This is a genomic window from Luteibacter sp. TLI7-4A (genome assembly GCF_056754745.1).
The window spans coordinates 3,524,644-3,542,073 of sequence record NZ_JBPGWO010000001.1 but is presented as its reverse complement, the minus strand read 5'-3'; the positions used below and the strand labels follow the sequence as shown (position 1 = coordinate 3,542,073).

The following is a 17,430-nucleotide window of genomic DNA, read 5'->3' as shown; positions in this document are numbered from 1 at the left end:
ACGTTCCTACGCGACACCCCACGCGTAGGAATCCATCGAGAGCACGCCGTAGGTGATGCCGCCATCGATCGCCATCGGCGTGTCGCCCCGCGCGGCACCCACCGCCACCAGCAAGGGCAGGTAATGCTCTTCGGTCGGATGGGCACGGATGGCGCTCGGGGCAAGGCGGCGATAGTCGACCAGGGCATCGACGTGGCCCGACAGCACGGCCTCGCGGCTCCACGCCGCGAACTCCTTTGCATAGGCCGCCGATTCGCCCGCACGGCGGACCTCGTGCAGGTTATGGGTGAGACTGCCCGAGCCCACCACCGCGACGCCACGATCCCGCAACGGTGCCAGCGCCTTGCCGAGTCGAAGGGCGCCGGCGGCATCGAGGTTGTGTGGCATCGAGACCTGGATCACCGGCGTGTCGGCATCGGGTCGCAAGTAGCGCAAGGGCACCCACGTCCCATGATCGTAGCCGCGCTCCGCATCCACCATCGCCGCGAAACCGCCGTCGATAAGCATCGAAACCACCTCGGCGGCGAGAGCGGGCAAGCCCGGCGACGGATACGTGAGGCTGTAGAGCGGTGGAGGAAAGCCGCCGAAGTCGTGGATCGTTTCCGGCCATGGCGCCCCGGTGACGCGGATGCCGCAGGTTTGCCAATGCGGCGAAACCACGACGATGGCCGTGGCGCTCGCCAACCGTCGACCGAGCTCGGTCAGTCGCGAACCCAGCAGGCCGGGTTCGAGGGCGAAGGTGGGAGCACCATGGGAAACGAAGATCGCGGGGGCGCGGAACATGGAGAGGTCACCGGGGACGTGGCGCGATGCCACCTCGCCTCAATGTAGGCACTCCGAGCCACCGGATAAATCGCCCTACGGCGAACACATTGGCGCCTGGAACGAACGACACCCACCCATGGACACCGGATGGATGGTTTGCAGGATCGACGGTGATTCCAACCAAGCCCCCTTGAGCCTCCGAATCAAATAATTGCACCTACCCCCTTTATTCACGCTCACTGGACACTATTTACCGAACGATCCGGTTCATTAACGTCCCACCACAAGGACCTGTTCCCCCATGCGCTCGTCCCGCCTCGCACTCGGCGCCCTCGCCGCCCTATCCCTCGCCGCCGTGACCGTACCCGCCGCCGCACAGACCCACCTGGAAGTCCAGGGTGGTCGCAGCTACATGGACAGCCACGGCACCGATGCCTTCTTCATCGAAGCCGTGTTCGATCCCCGCGCGATGGGGCAGAGCCGCTTCACCTGGTCGCCGGATGTATCGCTCGGCTATATCGGCGGCCGTCATGTCGGCGAGTACCGCGGCGCACACCCGGGCGTGACGAACAACGTCTGGGTCGGCGCCGCCGGTGCGCGCTTCCACTACGGCAGCGCCGGCGACTGGTACCAGCCGTTTTTCTTCAGCTTCCAGCTGGCAGGCACGGCCGGTGGCCGCACCCAGGCACTCTCCAGCGCTTACCAGTTCGTCAGCACGCTGGGCTGGCAGTACAAGAACGTGAGCTTCCAGATCCGCCACATCTCCAACGGCAGCTTCAAGGAGCCTAACCGTGGCGAGACGATGGCCCTGGTGGGCGTCGGCTTCGATATCTGACCGCGTTTCTCACCAACAAGAAAAGCCGGCGTTTCGCAACGCCGGCTTTTTTTGTACTTCGGTAACGGCCTCAGTGACCCGAGGCCGCCGGTCCCGCCTTCGCCGCGAAGGGCGGCTTGGCCAGCCAGACCACGAAGATCAAGGCCACGAAGACATACCCGAGCAGGTGGAACACCTCGTTGAACGAAATCTGGTAACCCTGCTGGGTGATCATCTGGTTCATCGCCGCCGCCGCGTACTGCGGGTCCCCGTGACCGATCTGGGTAAGCGCCTGCTGCGCCGTGGGGTCGAACGGCGTGATGTGCTCGGCCAACCTTTCGTGATGGACGATCGCGCGGTGATCCCACAGGAAGGTGGTGAGCGATGCCGCGAAGCTGCCACCCAGCGTACGCAGGAAGGTGGCGAGGCCGGAGCCTGCCGCGATCTCGCGCGGTTGCAGGTCGGACAGCAGGATGCTGAGCACCGGCATGAAGAACAAGGCCACGCCGAGTCCCTGGATCAGCTGCACCATCGCGACGCTGTAGAAGTCGATGTCCAGGAAGAAGTCGGCGCGCATGAAGCACGTCGCCCCCATCACGATGAACGCACCCGAGGCCAGGACGCGCAGGTCGAACTTGTGCGCATAGCGGCCCACGAAGGGCGTGAGTATCACCGGCAGGATGCCTAGCGGCGCGGCGGCGAAACCCGCCCAGGTGGACGTATAGCCGACGTTGCGCTGCAACCATTGCGGCACGAGCAGGCCGATGGCGAAGAACGCCGCGTAGGCCAGCACGAGGCACAAGGTACCCATCGCGAAGTTACGGTGCCGGAACAGCTTCAGGTTGACGATCGGGTCCTTGTCGGTGAGTTCCCAGATGAGGAACACGATCAGGCCGATGGCCGCGACGATCGACGTGACCACGATGAAGGTGGAGGAGAACCAGTCTTCGTCGTTGCCCTTGTCGAGCACCACCTGCAACGCGCCCACGCCGATGATCAGCGTGATGAGGCCCACGTAGTCGACCTTGGGCTTCTCGGTGACTTCCGGACGCCCCTTCATCTGGTTGGCCACCACGAAGCTGGCGAAGATGCCGATCGGCACGTTGATGAAGAAGATCCACGGCCAGGTGTAGTTGTCGGTGATCCAGCCGCCGAGGATCGGACCGGCGATGGGCGCGACGACGGTCACCATCGCCAGCAGCGCCAGCGCCATGCCTCGTTTGGCCGGTGGATAGATCGAGATCAGCAGGCTCTGCGTGATCGGATACATCGGTCCGGCCACCGCGCCCTGGATGGCGCGGAACAGGATGAGCATGCTCATGCTCTGCGCGATGCCGCACAGGAACGAGGCGAGCGAGAACAACAGCGTCGCCCAGACGAACAGCTTCGTTTCACCGAAGCGCCGGGTGAGGAAGCCGGTCAACGGCAGGGCGATCGCGTTGCTCACCGCGAACGAGGTGATCACCCAGGTGCTCTGGTTGGAGCTGACGCCCAGGTTGCCGGCGATGGTCGGCAGCGAGACGTTCGCGATCGTGGTGTCGAGCACCTGCATGAAGGTCGCGAGCGATAGCCCGACCGTGGACAGCGCCAGGTTTGGCGGTCGAAATTCGGTGCTCATGGCCGTTCCCTTACTTCGGGGCCTGCTGTTGCTCGCCTTCGCCCGCGGAGGCGTTCTCGTGGATCACGCGAGCGATGTCCTTGTCGGCATCGGCGAGCTGCTTGTCGTAGATCGGCGTGGAGAACTCCGGCGCGGTGGGCGCCTGCTTCGCCAGCAACGGGCCGCTCTGGTCGTGCAGCGACACCGTCACCTTGGTCGACAGGCCGAGGCGCAGCGGCTTTTCTTCCAGCTGCTTGGGATCGGTGAACACGACGCGGACCGGCACGCGCTGCACGATCTTGATCCAGTTGCCCGTGGCGTTCTGCGCCGGCAGGATCGAGAAGGCGCTGCCACTGCCGACGCCGAGGCTGCGAACCTTCGCCTTGTAGACGATGTCGCTGCCGTAGACGTCGGCGGTCACGTCGACCGGCTGGCCGATGCGCATGTGGGTCAGCTGGGTTTCCTTGAAGTTCGCGTCGATCCAGACCTGGTGCAGCGGCACCACGGCCATCAGGGCGGCGCCCGGCTGCACGCGCTGGCCCACCTGCACGGTGCGCTTGGCGACGTAACCGTCGACGGGAGCGATCAGGGTGGCACGCACGGCGTCGAGGTACGCCGAGCGCAGCTGGGCGGCGGCGGCGCGCACGTCAGGATGCGAGGCGACGACGGTGTCGTCGACCAGGACCTTGCTGCTGCTGTACGCCTGCTTCGCGGAAGACAGGCTGTCCTCGGCGGAGGTCAGCGTATCGAGGGCATGCGACAGTTCCTCGGCCGAGATCGCGCCGGACCTGGCGAGGTCGCGGCGGCGCTCGTAGTCGGCACGGGCACGCGCCACGGCGGTCTGGCGCACCGCCACATCGGCCTGCGCCGAGGCCACGTTGTTGTACAGCCCGCGCACGCGGCGCACGGTGTTGGCGAGGTTGGCGCGCGCGCTTTCCAGGGCCACTTCGGCGTCGCTCGGATCGAGCTTCACCAGCACATCGCCCTGGTGGACCAGGTCGCCGTCATCGGCACCGATCGAGGTGACCGTGCCGGCGACCTGCGGCGTGATCTGCACGACGTTGCCGTTGACGTAGGCGTCGTCGGTGTCCTCGTACCAGCGGCCGTCCACGAAGTACCAGACGGTCCAGCCAATGGCGGCCAGGACGAGCACCAGGACAAGGAGCTTGAGGAAGAAGCCGCGACGGCTCTTCGGTGGCGGCGCCACGACGGCGCCAGCGGGGGCGGTGGTTTCTTGTGACATCGTTGGGTGCCTCGGGACGTGTTCTTAGTTGTGGGCCGGCGTGGCGGCGGCGACGGGCTGGTCGTCCGCCTCGGGGCGGAAACCGCCACCGAGCGCCTGGATCAGTTGGACGGAGATATCGACCTGCTGGGCGCGGAGCGCGGCCATGCGCTGCTGGGCCTGGAGCAACTGCTGGCGCACGATGAGTGATTCCAGGTAGCTGCCGACACCGGCCTTGTAACGCTGTTGCGAGAGGTCGTAGGCCTGCTGCGCCGCGTCTTCCGCACGCTGCTGCGCGGCGATCTGCGTGCCGAACGAATCCAGCGCGGAGAGATCGTCGGCGACTTCGTTCAACGCGCCCACCAGCGTCTTGTTGTACTGGGCCACGGCGAGGTCGTATTCCGCATCCTTCCCTGCGAGGTTCGCGCGGAGACGGCCCCCATCGAAGATCGGCAGGCTGAAAGCCGGCAACACCTGCCAGAAGCGTGCGCGCGAGGCGAACAGGTTTTCCGAACCGCCCGCCACCTGCGCAGCGAGGATGCCGAGGCTGACGTTGGGCAGGAATTCCGTCTTCGCCGCGGCGATGTCCTTCGAGGCCGCTTCCACGCGCCAGCGGGCGGCGACGAGGTCGGCGCGATGGCCGAGCAGGTCCGCCGGCAGGTTGGCGGGCACCGCGACGGCCGACGGCGTCAGCATGGCCGGGCGACCGATGTCGAGTCCACGGTCCGGTCCCTTGCCGAGCAACACGCTCAGCGTGCTCCGGGCCGAATCGATGGCACGTTGGGCCACCGCCATTTCGCGCTCGGCCGTGGCGACCTCGGTGTCGGACTGCTTGATCTGGATCTGGTTGTCGACGCCGGCGGCGACGCGCTGGCGGGTGAGGTCGCGCGACGCGTGGCTGCGGTCGAGCTCGGCCTTCGCCACGTCCATCTGGGTGAAGGCGTAACCGAGCTGCACGTAGGCACGCGCGACATTGGTCGAGATCTCGATGCGCGCGGCGCGGGCATCGATCTCCGCGGCACGCTGCGAGCCGAGCGCGGCTTCCCACGCGGCGCGCTTGCCGCCCCACAGGTCGAGGTCCCAGTTGAAGTTGCCGTAGCCGTACTTCGTCCAACTGAAATGGTTGCCCAGCGGCGCGGGGAACAACGTGCCGGGAAGGTGCGCGCCGGCGACACCGCCGCCGACGTTGAAGGTGGGATCGCGCGAGGCATCGGCCGCGCCGCTCTGCGCCTGGGCCTGGCGCACGCGCGCATCGGCCGAGGCGAGGTCGGGATTGTCCTTCAGGGCTTCCTCGATCAACGCACCGAGCTGGCTGTCGCCCAGCCCGGTCCACCAGTCCGCCGCCGGCCAGTTCGCCGGAGAAACCTGTGCCTTCGCCAGGCTGCGATCAGCGTGGAGAGTGGCCGGGTCGGTCAGCTGGCCCTGCGGATCCAGGCCACGGCTGGTCACGCAGCCGGAAAGGATCAACGCGGCCCCGACGGCCGCCACGAGAGTGTGCAGACGCATGAGTTTTGCCTCGACAGTGAATCAGTCTTTTTCGCGGAGCGCGTTGAGCACGCGTCCCAGGTAATCGTGCAGCCGCTCGCGCTCTTCCGCGGAAAGGTCGCGCTGGGCGCGTTCGAGCGTCGCCACGTTGCTTTCGTACAAGTGCCGCCAGAGCGCCTCGCCCGCCTCGGTCAGCTCGATCCTCAACGCGCGCCGGTCTTGCTGGTGCGGTTGGCGGCGCAGGTAGCCCTTGGCTTCGAGCTGGTCGAGCTGGCGTGTCATCGCGCCACCGTCCACGTCCACCGCGCGGGCGAGTTCGGTCGCGGACATCGGCCCGAACACCGCCAGGCGCTTGAGCACGTGGAACTGGGTGAACTTCAGGTCCGCCCCCTGCGCGGCGAGGTCGGACTCGATCGCTCGCACGATCTCGCTCCGGACCATGCCGATCAGGGAGCCGAGGCTATCCCTGCCGTCGGGTGTGGGGCAGACGCTGTTGTTCATAGCCGCACATTCTATTGCCCACAATATAGTTGTCAAGGCAAATATGCGTGCGGCAGATATTCCCGTTCACAAACGCTAGCCCTCATCCGCCAGCAAGGCCGCCAGCGCGGGATCGCGGACGTCGAACAGATCGAATATGCCGAGGGCTTTCAGGGTGGGGAGCTGGGCCAGCAGACGCGGTTCCAGCCGCCTCACCTGGTCTTCGGGGGTGCTCGGATCGAGCATGGCGTGGGCACAGGCCACGAAGGTCACCAGGGCTTCGCCTGCTTCCTGGCCTTCGCCCAGTTCACTGTAGTCGCGGGTGACGAGACGGATCATGGGGACGATCTCCGGCGTCGATGGTCCCTGAGCGTGGCGAGAAGCCGCCACGCCGGAACACTTAGTTGGGAGTGCAAATGTTAGCCATGGAAGCTATCGGCCTGATATCGTTATCTGGCCAAGTTATGTCGAGAAATGGCCAAATGCTGGATGAGAACCTGCACGCCCTGCTGGAAAGCGCCGATGGCCCGCCGCTCATCGCCTACGAGGCGCGCGGCGAAATCCCGCTTGAAGAAACCGACTGGCATAGCCACGTGCGAGGCCAGTTTTTCTATGTGGAACAGGGCTTTGTCATCACTCGGACCGAGCATGGCTCATGGCTGCTGCCACCGCACCGCGCTGGCTGGATGCCGCCGGGGGAGATGCATACGGTCAGCATCGCCGGTCCGAGCCACGCCTGGGGCGTGTTCATCGCGCCGTGCGCCACGGTGGGGCTTCCGGACCGCCCCTGCGTGGTGGGGGTGAACGACCTGTTCCGCGCGATCATCAAGCGTGCCGCCAGTTGGCCCAGGAATGCGGAAAGCGAGCCGGAGAGAGATCGGCTCTTCGCCGTCATGCTCGACGAGATGCGCCGCGCGCCGGTCGAGCAACTGCACCTGCCCATGCCGGTCGACCGGCGCCTGCGGCGCATCGCGATGGCGATGTTCGAACGCCCGGACGACACGCGCGGCATCGAGGACTGGGCCAGCTGGGCAGGGATGTCGGTGCGCACGCTCACACGCCTGTTCCGCCAGGAAACCCAGTGCAGCGTGGCGCAGTGGCGGCAGCAGGCACGTCTCACCCGTGCCCTCGAACGCCTGGCCCACGGCGAACCGGTATCGATCGTGGCTGACGCGCTCGGCTACGCCACGCCGAGCGCCTTCGTGGCGATGTTTCGCAAGGCCTTCGGCGATTCGCCCGGACGCTACCTGGCGCGTCAGGCCATGAGTGCCTGATGGTCGCTGGTCCTTTTCTGGTTTTTGGCGCGCGTTTGGGGGCCTGGCTCGGCTTCGCCATCGCGTTCGTTGTGTGCGTGGCGGGGGAGCTGCCGGGCGCCACCCTCGGCGCGACGGTAGTCGCCGTCCCTTGGGCAAGGATGCCGCTGCGCGGCCGTGTTTGATGGCTGCGCCCCGGCGGGCTCGGACGGTCGGGCGGGGGTTTCCGATTCGCCCTCCTGGCTCAGCGGAAACGGCCGGCCATCCCTGGCCGGCCCCCTGACGGGCCTTCTCCGCCCGCCCGTCCTCGGCTCCTAATGTCGCGCCGAGGGTGACGCCCGGCAGCTCTCTCGACCCTGGGGTGGGTTGGTGGGAAGAGCACCGCTCGCCGTGCCGCGTGCCACTTGCCGCACCGGGGTGGGAAGCGGGCTGGCCCGCGATTCACCACCCTGTTTCGAGCGAATGAAGCCGTGCATCGCAACCGAGCGAGCGGTGACAAGCCTCGCCCGATCAGTGCAAGGGCCTCCTTCGCCACCGGAGGGATTGAGGACTCGCGGGCCAGCCCGCTTCCCACCCGGGTGAGGGTGTTTCACACGGAAATGGCATCCACCCGGGGAGGCATCCCCGGTCGCGGGCGTTGCTTGTGCCACACAACATCTCAGTGCTCGGTAGAGCCGTCGGCCGCCACCCTCGTCGCGACGTGTGGAACCGAGGAGCGACGGGCGAGAAGGCCCGTCAGGGGGCCGGCCTGGACGGCCGGCCGTTTCCGCCGAGCCATGGAAGGCGAGTCGGAAACCCCGCCCGGCGCGACGGGCGCGACGGGGCGCCAGCCATAGAACATGGCCGCGCAGCGGCTTCCTTTCCCGAGCGACGGTGCAACCGGAGCGACGAGGGTGGCGGCCGACGGCTCTGCCCCGCCACCCCCAAACGCGAGGGCGAAGCCGAGCCGTGCGCGCAACCCGCGGGATCGCCGACAAGGTCGGCTCCCACCAGAGCCATCCTCATTCGGTCGATGGTTTGCACATCCACAATGCCTCGAAGGTATAAGCGTCGCCGCTTTGCCGCTCGATCACGTCCACGGCGATACGTCCGTGTCGCCACGGACCGTGCGTGCCCGGCGGCGTCACGTCGTAGCAGGAGCGCTCTTTCTCGTAGTGGCCTTTCTTGTCATCGGTCATCGCCCGTTCTTCCTCGCGGCACTGTGCCAGTGCTTCGTCGTGCGTCGGCAGCGACCGCTCTCCGGCGACGTAGTGCTCGTCGGTGCAATCCACGTCGGTGGCGCGGGATGTGTAGATGATGCCGATGGCGACGGCGGTGGCGACGATCGATACGGCGATAGGTGGCAGACGGTGCACGCGATGCTCCATGCGGGAGTGAACGCGTGAGGCTGCACGCGCTCGCCGGGGAAGAACATCGGACTAGTCTGAGAAATGGACCGGAAGGCCCGGGCTGTGATGGGGATCACGCGCCTGGCGAAGGATATGAAGCCGGCGTGAGGACGAACGGTCAGCTGGCGGGAAAGCGATAGCCGACGCCCGCCTCCGTTTTCAGCCAGCGCGGCGCGGATGGATCGTCGCCCAGCTTCTGCCTCAGCTTGCCCATCACGATGCGCAGGTAGTGGGTGTCGTGCGTATGCGTGGGACCCCACACCTCGCGCAGGATCTGTTGCTGGCTGACCACGCGGCCGGGATGGCGGACGAGCAAGGACAGCACCGCGAACTCCTTGCGCGTGAGGGCGACCGCCTGCCCCTCGAGGATCGCTTCCCGGCGCGCGAGGTCGATCGACAACGTGCCGTCGTCGTAACGCACCGGCGCCTCCGCCTGTCCCGCCTTCGCGCCTTGCCGAAGGAGCACCCGCAGGCGCGCCATCAATTCCTGGATGCCGAACGGCTTGGTCACGTAGTCGTTCGCGCCATTGTCCAGCGCCTTCACTTTTTCCGCCTCCGCATCGCGCACCGAGAGCATCAACACGGGCACCTGGCTCCACTGGCGCAACTCGCGCAACACATCGTGGCCCTCGCGGTCGGGCAGGCCGATGTCGAGGATGACCAGGTCGGGCGATTGCGTGGCGGCCAGGCCCAGGCCTTCCTCGCCGGTGGCGGCCAGGAACACCTGGTAGCCCTCGGCGCGAAGGCCGATGTCGAGGAAACGGCGGATCTGCGCCTCGTCGTCGATCACCAGCACGCGGGGAGCGGTCGGATTCATGGGCGGTCGTCCGGCGGGGGTGGCAAGGGCAGCGAGATGCGAATGGTCGTGCCACCGCCCGGACTGGGCAAGGCCTCGACACCGCCACCATGCGCGCCGATCATGCCGCGGCAGATCGCGAGGCCCAATCCCGTGCCCTGTCCGCCGCGATCGCCACGCGACACCGAATAGAACATGTCGAAGATCCGCGCCCGCTCGTCCTCGGGAATGCCCGGGCCACGGTCGATCACGTCGACCAGGAGACGCCCGGCCTCGGCCCGGACGATCACGCGCACCGGCTCGTCCGCCGGTGAAAAACGCGCCGCGTTCTCGAGGATGTTGAACAGGGCCTGCTCGATAAGGGCAGGGTGCACGTGCAGCAGGACCGTATCCTTCGGCAGGTGCACGTCCACGCGGACATCCGGGAACAGCTTGCGCATGCGTCCCACGGCGGCGACCACGATCTCCCCGGCATCCACCCAATCGCGATTGAGCTTCAGCGTGCCGTGGCCGAGGCGCGTCATGTCGAGCAGGTTCTGGATGTAGCGATCGAGGCGCTGGCCTTCACCCAGGATGGCCTGCAGCAATTCGAGGCGTTCGTTGTCCGGCAACTGCGTGTCGTAGCTCAGCAGCGTGCCGGCGGCACCGATCATCGAGGCGAGTGGCGAGCGCAGGTCGTGCGAGACCGACGAAAGCAGCGCGTTGCGCAGACGCTCGGTCTCTCCCTGCACGCGTGCGCTCTCCAGTTCCGTGGCGAGCCGCGCACGATCCAGTGCCTGCCCGACGTCCTGGACCATGGCCAGGGCCAGGCCGCGCCGGTCGGCGTCCGGTTCGCGCTGTCCGGAGGGGTAGCGTAGCGCGACGACTCCTGCACGGCGTCCGTCGGTACCCAGCGGCAGTACCCAGCATGCGGCACCGTTGAGCGTATCGGTGAAGTGTCCGGCCGGCTCGGCGTGGGTTTCGCTCCAATCGGCGGCGGCGAGATCCTGTGTCGAAAGCGCGAAGGTATCGGGTACCGACGCGGCGATCGCGAGGTCTCCCGACGCGTCCCGCGCCAGCACCGCCACGTCGATATCGAGCGTGCGCGCGAGGGCGCGGGCGGCGACCGCACGCACGCCGTCGGCATCGGCCGAGGTAGCCAGTTGTTGACCCAGGGCGACCAGCGCCCGGGCACGCACCTGTGCTGCGCGCAGGGAAGTGACTTGCCCTGCCAGCCGCGTCGCGAGCCGGCTGCAGACCAGCGCGGCGACCAGGAACAACACCACGGCGAGCACGTCGTCCGCGTTGGCGATCACCAGCGTGTAGCGGGGCGGGGCGAAGAAGAAGTTATAGCCAAGGAAACAGAGCAGGGCCGTGAAAACCGCCACCGCCATGCGCGTGCGCACCGCGACGAACAGCACGGCGGTAAGGAAGATCAGCGACAGATTGGCGACCGACAGGAAGCGGTCCGCCACGAACGACAGCGCCATCGCCACCGCGGTGGCCGCCGTGGCGAAGAGGTACTCGCGGCGCGAACCGTTGCCATCGGCGAAACGCAGGCGGCGGCGTGCCTTGGCGCGTTCCACCGGCGTGGCGACGATCGTGAGCTCCAGGTGCGCGCCCCGGCGGAGCAGCTGCTGGGTCAGCGAATAACCAAGCCGCCGGGCGATCGGCCGTTCGCGCGTGCGGCCCACGATGATCTGGCCCACGCCCTCCCGGTCGGCCCACGCCAGCAGTTCGTCGGCGACGGCGTGACCGCGCAGGATCACCGCTTCTCCGCCCAGGCGGCGGGCTACCCGCATCGCCGCATCCACGCGCTCGCGGCGTTCGCCGTCCACGCCACCGCGATCGACGAAGAGCACGCTCCAGGGCGCGCCCCGCCTTTCGGCGATGCGGCGCGTGATGCGCACCAGGTATTCGCTCTGCGCCGCACCGTCGATCGCCACCATCACGCGGCGTCGCACCGGCATGGCGCCGCCGCGGGCGAGCATGTGCCCGCGCAGGTCGCTTTCCACATGGGCGGCCACGGTCTCCACCGCCAACTCGCGCAAGGCGGCGAGGTTGGTCGGCGAGAAGAAGGCATCGAGCGCCACGGCCGCGGTCTCCGGCACGTAGACCTTGCCCTGTTGCAGGCGGCCGATGAGTTCGCGTGGCGGCAGGTCGACCAGCACGATGTCGCGCGCGCGATCGAGGAACGCATCGGGCACCGTCTCGCGCACGGCCACGCCGGTGATCCGGCGAACCTGGTCGTTGAGGCTTTCCAGGTGCTGCACGTTGAGCGCCGTGTAGACCTCGATGCCGGCATCGAGCAACTCGGCGATGTCCTGCCAGCGCCGCTCGTGGCGTCCTCCCGGCAGGTTGGTATGGGCCAGTTCGTCGACCAGGAGCACCGCCGGCTTGCGTGCGAGCGCCGCCTCCAGGTCGAACTCGTTGAACTCGCGCCCGGCGTAACGCACGGTCCGCGGGGGCAACACCTCGATGCCTTCGAGAAGGGCCGCCGTGTCGGCGCGGCCGTGTGTCTCCACCAGCCCGGCCACCACGTCGATCCCTTGCCGGCGCAGGTCGCGCGCCGCGGACAGCATCGCGAACGTCTTGCCGACGCCCGGCGCGGCGCCCAGGAAAACCTTCAGGCGCTGCCCGTCGCCGTCCTTCATCTCGTTGAGGAGCGCATCGGCGCGGATATCTCGGGCGTCGGCCATGGGTGCGTGCCGTCTGGAAAGGAATACGTTAGCGCGTGTCGAGGTTCAGCGCGACTGGTTTTCCAATGAACCACGGAACAGCTCGTCGATGCGGCGGTACTCGTCGTACCACGAATCGGCATGCACGAAGCCATGCCGCTCCATGGGATAGAGCGACATCCAGAAGTTCTTCTTGTGCAGTTCGATGAAGCGCTGGTACAGGCGGATGGAATCGCTGGCCAGCACGTTGTCGTCGATCATGCCGTGCTCGATCAACAACGGATCGGCCAGGGCTTCGGCATAGCGGATGGGCGAGCTGGTGGTGTAAGCCTCGGGGTCCAGTTGCGGGTCGTTGAGGATGTTCGAGGTGTACTCGTGGTTATAACTGGTCCAGTCGGTCACCGGCCGGAGCGCGGCGCCCGCGGCGAATTCTCCCGGCGCTCGCAACAGGGCCATGAGCGTCATGAAGCCGCCATAGCTGCCACCGTAGATGCCGATCCGCTTCGGGTCCACGCCTTGCCGTTCCACCAGCCAGGCCTTGCCGTCGAGCAGGTCGTCCAGTTCGGGATGGCCCATCCGCCGGTAGATGGCGGTGCGCCAGTCGCGGCCGTAGCCCTTGGAGGCGCGATAGTCCATGTCGAGCACCACGTAACCGCGCTGCACCAGCAGGTTGTGGAACATCTGCTCGCGGAAATAGGCGGGATAGGACAGATGTACGTTTTGCAGGTAACCCGCGCCGTGGACGAAGATCACCGCCGGGCGGGATGCCGCCGCGGCCGCGTCGGCGGGGCCATAGAACTTCGCCCATATCGTCCCCGCACCGTGCCGCGAAGGTACCTCGACGATCTTCGGCGCGATCCAGTCACGCGCCGCGTACGCCGGCTTGCGCGTATCGGTGAGCTCGTGTGTCGCCGTGCCGTCCACGCCGACCACGGCCAGCTGGGATGGCACGTATGGCGCCGAGTGCAGCACCGCGAGACGGTTGCCGTCCGGCGACAGGCTGAAATCGTCCAGGCCCTGGAACCGGGTGATCCGGACGAGATCGCCACCCGTGGCCGGCATGCCGTAGATGTCGTAGCTATACGGCGCCACCTTGTTCGCGCGCACGTAGAAGCGCGTGCCGTCGGGGCTGAGCACGGGGTGGTCCACTTCGAAGCGGCCCGACGTCAACGCCTTGGCCTTTCCGCCGAGTGGCCTCGTGTAGAGCTGCGTGTAGCCCGACTCCTCACTCAGGTACCAGAGGGTGCGCCCATCGCGCATCCAGCCGAAATCGTTGCCGTCCCAATTGATCCAGGCCTTGTCCGTCAGACGATGTTGGGCGACCAGCGCATGGCGATCGAAATCCACCGTCGCTATCCAGCGGTCCTTGTTGTCGATGGCGCGCAATTGCACGGCCACTTCGCCGCCATCTTCGCTCCAGACCATGCCGGGACTGTATTCGCCGTTGACGATGACGGGCCGTTTCTTCGGTGCGGCGAGCGCATCGGCACGGTCGCCCTTGCCATCCTTGCGCAGCGCGGCGATGGTCCTTGCGCGGATGTCCGCCAGCGGATCGTCGCCGATCCCCGGCAGCGTGGCCGTGTCGAGCTCGAACGTGGCGTGCGTTTTCAGGTCGAGCAGTCGCAGGGTTTGTGGCGCGGGATCGTTGCGACCGACGTAGGCACGCGTCGCCTCGGTTTCCGCGTAGCCGGATTCGGTCACGTAATGGGTGAGGTCGGCGATCTTTCCCGCATCCGCGTCCTTGGCCTGGGTCACCACCAGCATCCAGCGGCCGTCCGGCGACAAGGAGGTGTCGGCGATGCTCACGTTCTTGCCGAGCCAGAAGGGCTTCGGCGCCCGGCCTGGATCGGCCGCGGCCAGCGCGTCGGCATCGGCCTTCATCGCCTCTTCGTCGGCACGCAGGCCACGTAGCGTCTTGAACAACGACTGTTGGTCGTCGGCGAGGTCGTCCGTTTTCTTCGCCTGCGGATCGTCTTTTTCTTCCAGGTCCGCGGCCTTCACCACCGGGCCGCCGGTCAGTGCATAGGCGAACCAGTCGTTGTCGGCGCGGAAGGTCAGCAGGCGGCCATCGATGGAAAAGCGCGGATCGCGCTCCTTGGCCGCCGTGCGGGTCACTTGCACGGTGGCGCCCGTGGCGAGATCGCGCAGGAAGATGTCGCCGTGACGGACGAACGCGGCGTGCCGGCGTCCGCGATCGAATACGGGGGCGCCACCATCGGCGCTCGCGGCGGCCGCCGGGTCCAACCGCTCCGGCTTGCCGCCGTTCGCCGGTACGCGCCATGGATCGCGCACCGGGCCGCCGTCGCGCTTGAGCGAGTAATAGACCTGGCTGCCGTCGACGCCCCAGTAAACATCTTCCACCGGCGGGCCGATCCAGTCCGGATCGGCCATGATCGTTTCCATGTCCAGCGGCATCGTAGCCGCAGGCGCGGCGGCGGGGCCTTGCGTAGCGGCGATGGCCGGTGCGGCGGCGAGGACGGTAATCAGGGCGGCGGCGAGTACACGCATCGTGCAGGTTCCGGGTCGGGCAAATCGTTCAAGCATAACGCGGCCCTCTTCCGCTGGGAGCCGCGCGCCGGGCCACTACGCTCTTGTGGGAGCCGCTTCAGCGGCGATGGGTGCTTGCCATATCCTGGCCCGCTGCCGCGGGATCGCCGACAAGGTCGGCTCCCACCAAGCCGCGCGCCGGACCACTATTGCTCTTGTGGGAGCCGCTTCAGCGGCGACGGGTGCTTGCCTCACCCTGGTCCGCTGCCGCGGGACCGCCGACAAGGTCGGCTCCCACCAGGATCGGCTCCCACGAGGGTCGGCTCTCACCCGGGGTGGCGCGCTTTGCTACGCTCGGCGTTCCTCCCCCGGAGTTCACCCATGCGCGCCATCGTTCCACGCCTGCTTGCCGCCAGCCTGTTCGTCGCCTTCGCCGCCCAGGCGGCCGCGCCCCAACCGCCGCCGACACCGAAGCGCGTGGTATCCGAAAGCCTCGCAGGGCAGCCGGTGAACGATCCCTACCGTTGGTTGGAAAATCCGGACGCAGCGGACGTGACGAAGTGGATCGAGGCGCAGAACGCCTATACCGAGGCCGCCATCGGCGCGATGCCATTGGGCAAGACGCTGAGCGCGCGCATCCGCGAACTATCCATCACCTCCACGACGCGATCGTCGCCGACGCTGGCGGGCGGCACCTTGTTCTACTTCGAAAACACGCCCCCGCAGCCCCAGCCGGTACTCGTGGCGAAGGCCTGGCCCGACGGCGAGACACGCACGCTGGTGGACCTCAACAAGGGTGACGGCAACACGGCCATCACCGCCTACTGGCCGTCGCCGAGCGGTCGCTACCTCGCCTATGGAACGGCCGAAGGCGGGAGCGAACTCACCACCATCCATATCCTCGATACGAAGACAGGCAAGCCGCTCGGCGACGAGCTGCCGTTCGCCGGTGGCGGCACCACGCCGCAGGCGCTGGCCTGGGATGCCGACGAAAAGGGCGTGATCTACGCGCGTTTCGACGCGCCGACCGCCGGCAAGCCCTTGCGCGAGTTCGACGCCTACCTCGCCCACCACGTCATCGGCGAGCCCGTGGCGAAGGACCGTGTCGTGTTCGGCAAGGGTTACTCGCACGTCGCCGAGTACATCCTCATGGAAGGTGAAGGCGGCACGTCCACCGCGCTGCTGGCCAACGAAGGCGACGGCGGTCCCGCCGAGGTCTACCTGCGCAGGGGCCATGGCGAATTCAAACGCGTGCTGGGCCACGAGGCCGACGTGCGTTCGGCCAGCTGGGTGGGCGAACACCTCTACGTGGTGACTTTCGCCGGCGCACCGCGCGGCAAGATCGTCACGATAGGAGCCGATGGCAAGGCCGTCGATGTTCTCGCCGAAGGCGAAGGCGCCATCCAGCATGTGACGCCGCTCGGCGATGGTTTCCTCGTCGTGCGCAGTGCCGGCCCCGACTGGTGGGCCGACCAGTACGACGCGAAAGCGGGCTTCGTGCGGCGCGTGCCGCTTCCGGCGACGGGCGTGGCCATCGGCGGCGTGGCGTCGGAAAAAGGCCAGGACAAGGCGTTGATCTCGTATGCCGGCTGGACCACGCCCACGCACTGGGCCGAGTATGACGGCGTCACCGGCTCGTTGAAGACCATCTTCGAAGTGAAGCCGGCCGCCGACTATTCGAAGGTTCGCGTCACCCGGGTGGAAGGCACCTCGAAGGATGGCAGCAAGATTCCGGTCACCGTGATCGCGATGGACGGCGTCACGCCCAACGGCAAGCGCCCCACCATCCTCTATAGCTATGGCGGCTTCGGGATTCCGGTCACCCCGGGTTTCGTCGGCCCGAACCTGGCGTGGCTGGAGCGTGGCGGCGTGCTGGCTTACGCCAACATCCGCGGCGGCAACGAGTTCGGCGAGGCCTGGCACGAGCAGGGCCAGAAGCAGCGCAAGCAGAACGTGTTCGACGACTTCTTCGCGGCTTCGCAGGCGCTGATCGACACGAAATGGACCGACACGGGCCACCTGGGCATCCTCGGCGGCAGCAACGGTGGGTTGTTGATGGGCGCGGCGCTCACCCAGCATCCGGAGCAATACCGCGCGGTGGTCGGTGCCGTGGGTATTTACGACGTGCCGCGCCACGAAACCGCTTTTGCGAACGGGCCGTACAATGTGAGCGAGTACGGCTCGGTCAAGGACCCCACGATCGCGAAGGCCATGCTGGCGTACTCTCCCCTGCACAACGTGAAGAAGGGAACGAAGTACCCGGCCGTGTTGTTGACCACGGGCGCGAACGATCCGCGCGTGGCGCCCTGGCAGTCGCGCAAGTTCGCCGCCGCACTGCAGGATGCCAGTACTTCGGGCCAGCCGGTGCTGCTGCTCACGCGCATGAACGCCGGCCATGGCATCGGCGCACCCTTCAGCCAGCGCGTGGGCAACCAGGCGCTGTCGATGACCTTCTTCGCGACCGAACTCGGATTGGGGGAATAAGC

At 67.3% G+C, this 17,430-nt stretch carries 13 protein-coding genes; 3 read left to right on the top strand and 10 right to left on the bottom strand.

The features are described from left to right. Nucleotides 1-6: 6 nt before the first annotated feature. Nucleotides 7-783, bottom strand: a complete 777-nt coding sequence (locus ACR9Y6_RS15585) for a DODA-type extradiol aromatic ring-opening family dioxygenase (protein WP_481282108.1) — start codon at nucleotides 781-783, stop codon at nucleotides 7-9. Nucleotides 784-1,066: 283 nt separating this feature from the next. On the opposite strand from ACR9Y6_RS15585, the gene ACR9Y6_RS15580 reads away from it, so the two are divergent. Continuing rightward, nucleotides 1,067-1,600 (top strand): acyloxyacyl hydrolase, encoded by a 534-nt coding sequence (locus ACR9Y6_RS15580; protein WP_481282107.1) that lies wholly within the window; start codon nucleotides 1,067-1,069, stop codon nucleotides 1,598-1,600. Between the two features lie 70 nt (nucleotides 1,601-1,670). Here the strand turns inward: ACR9Y6_RS15580 and ACR9Y6_RS15575 are convergent, their stop codons facing one another. The 5 genes from ACR9Y6_RS15575 to ACR9Y6_RS15555 all read right to left on the bottom strand — a co-directional run bounded on the left by ACR9Y6_RS15575 (nucleotide 1,671) and on the right by ACR9Y6_RS15555 (nucleotide 6,702). Further along, nucleotides 1,671-3,197 (bottom strand): DHA2 family efflux MFS transporter permease subunit, encoded by a 1,527-nt coding sequence (locus ACR9Y6_RS15575; RefSeq protein WP_481282106.1) that lies wholly within the window; start codon nucleotides 3,195-3,197, stop codon nucleotides 1,671-1,673. A 10-nt stretch (nucleotides 3,198-3,207) separates the two neighbouring features. Beyond that, complete coding sequence (locus ACR9Y6_RS15570; RefSeq protein WP_481282105.1) at nucleotides 3,208-4,419, bottom strand: EmrA/EmrK family multidrug efflux transporter periplasmic adaptor subunit; 1,212 nt, start codon at nucleotides 4,417-4,419, stop codon at nucleotides 3,208-3,210. Between the two features lie 24 nt (nucleotides 4,420-4,443). After that, on the bottom strand, nucleotides 4,444-5,904 hold the full coding sequence (locus ACR9Y6_RS15565) for an efflux transporter outer membrane subunit (RefSeq protein ID WP_481282104.1): 1,461 nt from the start codon (nucleotides 5,902-5,904) through the stop codon (nucleotides 4,444-4,446). Nucleotides 5,905-5,925: 21 nt separating this feature from the next. Next, nucleotides 5,926-6,384, bottom strand: a complete 459-nt coding sequence (locus ACR9Y6_RS15560; RefSeq protein WP_426286089.1) for a MarR family winged helix-turn-helix transcriptional regulator — start codon at nucleotides 6,382-6,384, stop codon at nucleotides 5,926-5,928. 75 nt (nucleotides 6,385-6,459) lie between these two features. Further along, nucleotides 6,460-6,702 carry a hypothetical protein gene (locus ACR9Y6_RS15555; protein WP_481282103.1) on the bottom strand — a complete coding sequence of 81 codons (243 nt, stop codon included), beginning with the start codon at nucleotides 6,700-6,702 and terminating at the stop codon, nucleotides 6,460-6,462. 143 nt (nucleotides 6,703-6,845) lie between these two features. Between ACR9Y6_RS15555 and ACR9Y6_RS15550 the strand changes: the two genes are divergently transcribed. Further along, nucleotides 6,846-7,637 (top strand): AraC family transcriptional regulator, encoded by a 792-nt coding sequence (locus tag ACR9Y6_RS15550; protein WP_481282102.1) that lies wholly within the window; start codon nucleotides 6,846-6,848, stop codon nucleotides 7,635-7,637. Between the two features lie 980 nt (nucleotides 7,638-8,617). On the opposite strand, the gene ACR9Y6_RS15545 is transcribed toward ACR9Y6_RS15550, so the two are convergent. The 4 genes from ACR9Y6_RS15545 to ACR9Y6_RS15530 form a co-directional block, all read right to left on the bottom strand. Then, nucleotides 8,618-8,971, bottom strand: a complete 354-nt coding sequence (locus tag ACR9Y6_RS15545) for a hypothetical protein (protein ID WP_481282101.1) — start codon at nucleotides 8,969-8,971, stop codon at nucleotides 8,618-8,620. Nucleotides 8,972-9,122: 151 nt separating this feature from the next. Beyond that, a complete protein-coding gene (locus tag ACR9Y6_RS15540; protein WP_481282100.1) occupies nucleotides 9,123-9,821 on the bottom strand; it encodes a response regulator in 699 nt (232 codons plus the stop codon). Next, nucleotides 9,818-12,478 (bottom strand): ATP-binding protein, encoded by a 2,661-nt coding sequence (locus tag ACR9Y6_RS15535; RefSeq protein ID WP_481282099.1) that lies wholly within the window; start codon nucleotides 12,476-12,478, stop codon nucleotides 9,818-9,820. Before ACR9Y6_RS15535 ends, ACR9Y6_RS15540 begins: the two co-directional genes overlap by 4 nt. 45 nt (nucleotides 12,479-12,523) lie before the next feature. Beyond that, nucleotides 12,524-14,965 carry a S9 family peptidase gene (locus ACR9Y6_RS15530; protein ID WP_481282098.1) on the bottom strand — a complete coding sequence of 814 codons (2,442 nt, stop codon included), beginning with the start codon at nucleotides 14,963-14,965 and terminating at the stop codon, nucleotides 12,524-12,526. A gap of 360 nt (nucleotides 14,966-15,325) precedes the next feature. On the opposite strand from ACR9Y6_RS15530, the gene ACR9Y6_RS15525 reads away from it, so the two are divergent. Then, on the top strand, nucleotides 15,326-17,428 hold the full coding sequence (locus tag ACR9Y6_RS15525; protein WP_481282097.1) for a prolyl oligopeptidase family serine peptidase: 2,103 nt from the start codon (nucleotides 15,326-15,328) through the stop codon (nucleotides 17,426-17,428). Nucleotides 17,429-17,430 lie beyond the last annotated feature (2 nt).